Source organism: Staphylococcus sp. GW823-FHT05F06 (genome assembly GCF_058795495.1).
The window spans coordinates 16,958-19,497 of the sequence record NZ_JBXAHW010000021.1 but is presented as its reverse complement, the minus strand read 5'-3'; the positions used below and the strand labels follow the sequence as shown (position 1 = coordinate 19,497).

At 34.7% G+C, this 2,540-nt stretch carries 1 protein-coding gene; it reads right to left on the bottom strand.

The genetic code is table 11. The annotated features are described in order from the left end of the window. A partial coding sequence (locus tag AC1Q7N_RS10775; RefSeq protein WP_492713198.1) for an SdrD B-like domain-containing protein occupies window positions 1–2,540 on the bottom strand: 2,540 nt, incomplete at both ends.

Genomic DNA, 2,540 nt, shown 5'->3' with positions numbered 1-2,540 from the left:
ATCTGAGTCAGCGTCTGCATCTGAGTCTGCGTCTGCATCTGAATCAGCATCTGCATCTGAGTCTGCATCTGCATCTGAATCAGCATCTGCATCTGAGTCAGCATCCGCATCTGCATCTGCATCTGAATCAGCATCTGCATCTGAGTCAGCGTCTGCATCTGAGTCAGCGTCTGCATCTGAATCAGCATCTGCATCTGAGTCTGCATCTGCATCTGAGTCAGCGTCTGCATCTGAGTCAGCGTCTGCATCTGAGTCTGCATCTGCATCTGAGTCTGCATCTGCATCTGAGTCAGCGTCTGCATCTGAGTCAGCGTCTGCATCTGAGTCTGCATCTGCATCTGAGTCTGCGTCTGCATCTGAATCAGCGTCTGCATCTGAGTCAGCGTCTGCATCTGAGTCTGCGTCTGCATCTGAATCAGCATCTGCATCTGAGTCTGCATCTGCATCTGAGTCAGCGTCTGAGTCAGCGTCGCTGTCTTCATCGAAGTATCCATTATCAATGCTAAAGTCATCATGATCAGTGATAGTTACATGTACTTCTTCACCATCAGCATCTTTGTTTTCATCACTACCTGAATTTGTAGTAGTTTGAGTTAAACCTTCTGGTTTTTCAAAATGTACTATATAGTCACCACTATCTAAATTATCAAAACGATAATTACCATTTTCATCTGTGGTTGTTGTTTTTAATACGTTACCGTTCTTATCTTTTAGTGTAACTGTTACACCTTGAATTCCTTTTTCATCAGAATCTTGAACACCGTCTTTGTTAGTGTCTTTCCATACATAGTCCCCAAGGCTATATTTAGGTGTTTCATAAAAACCTGTATCAACAGTCATATTGTCAGCATTATTAATGGTACCTTTGGCTACCACTACATTACTATCTCCATCTTTTTGACCATCCGAATCAATAGTATCATTATCAATTGTATTTGATGGCGATGGAGTGTAATTATTAGGAATAACAAATTCAACATTATATGTTCCATTTTGTAAGTTATTAAACTGATAATGTCCTGTATCATCTGTGGTTGCACGTTGTAATTCTTTGTTATTACTATCTTTAAGAATGACGTAAACACCTGGAATACCTTTTTCGTCATCATTTTGGATACCATCTTTGTTTTTATCTAACCATACATAGTCTCCAAGACTGTATGTTGGGTTATCTCCTTGTGCTGTTGAAGAACCATTAATATAACTGACGGTTGTACTTTTAGTGCCTGTTGGGTATCTTGATTCTTGGTTACCATAACGTGTTAATTCATAATTTGTAGTAACATTGCCAGTACCTGATGGTTTAACCGCTTGAGTAATAATATAACGTTTTCCTTTGTTCATATTACTACGGTTAAGATCTATATCTACTCTAGTATTATTAAGGCTATATTTAGGTGTAAATTCACTAGTTACATCTTTAACTGCAGATCCGTTTAAATTCGGATTAAAGCTATCAACTAAAACATTATCATCTAATACTTCATACACTTTTATTTCATTAGGTATAAAATTACCGTTTTGAACTGTTGAGAAATATTTTGCATCATAAATTCTATTCCCAGGTTGATTTAAATAAACAACTTCATTATGTTTATTATTTACATTATCAACATTTGCTACTGCTGCACTTGTAAGATGGTCTTTATGATTACCATAATCTACTACAAAGTTTTCTCTAACTTCTTGGTTAGCGATGGTAACATCCATAGGATAACTTTGTTTATCTTTAGTTACTGTCTCTCTTTTTGGTGTTGCTAAAAGATTAAAGCTACCTGTAATGTTTTGATATTGGTCTACATAATTAGTAAAAGTGTATGTAGTTGTATTTGTATTTTCATCATAAATACCGTTTGCTACAATTGAACCTTCCTTACTACGTAGTTGTGTATTTTTAGCTGGAAGTTCTAAAGCACCAGGTCTAATGTAATCACCATATTTTATAGTGAATGTATCTCCTTCTTTAATACTATTATCCAGTTCGTAATCAGCAGATAATCTTAATTGCTCATTACTTGTTGGCCAAACCGTATTATCATCATGTTGATTATTCTTCTTGTTAAGTGTCAAACTAGCATTTTTGATATTAATTTTATCATTAACATTTTGACCTGATGTTGCAGTTGCCAACATTCTAAGTTTAGATACTGGACTTAATGAATTATTTTTATTTCTAACATTAGTTGTTAAAGGTTCAATAGCTGATAATGTTTGTAAACCATAGTCATTATTGTTAGACTCATTTACTAATGCAGCTCGTAAAATTTCGTTATTTAATTCTTCTTTAGATAAATTTTTTAAATCACTATTATTTTTAATTGAAGTTTCAATATTAGAAATATCATTTTGATTAATATTCAGTTCATTTATAGTTTGTTTTGCATAGTCGATTTTTTCGTCGATTGTGCTATTTTTATCCATGTCTAGTAACTGTTTACTCTTATTATTTATCTCTTGTGGCTCTTCAGCTGTTGTTGCTTCTTCTTTAGTTGCTGGCTCTTCAGCTGTTGTTGCTTCTTCTTTAGTTGCTGGCTCTTCAG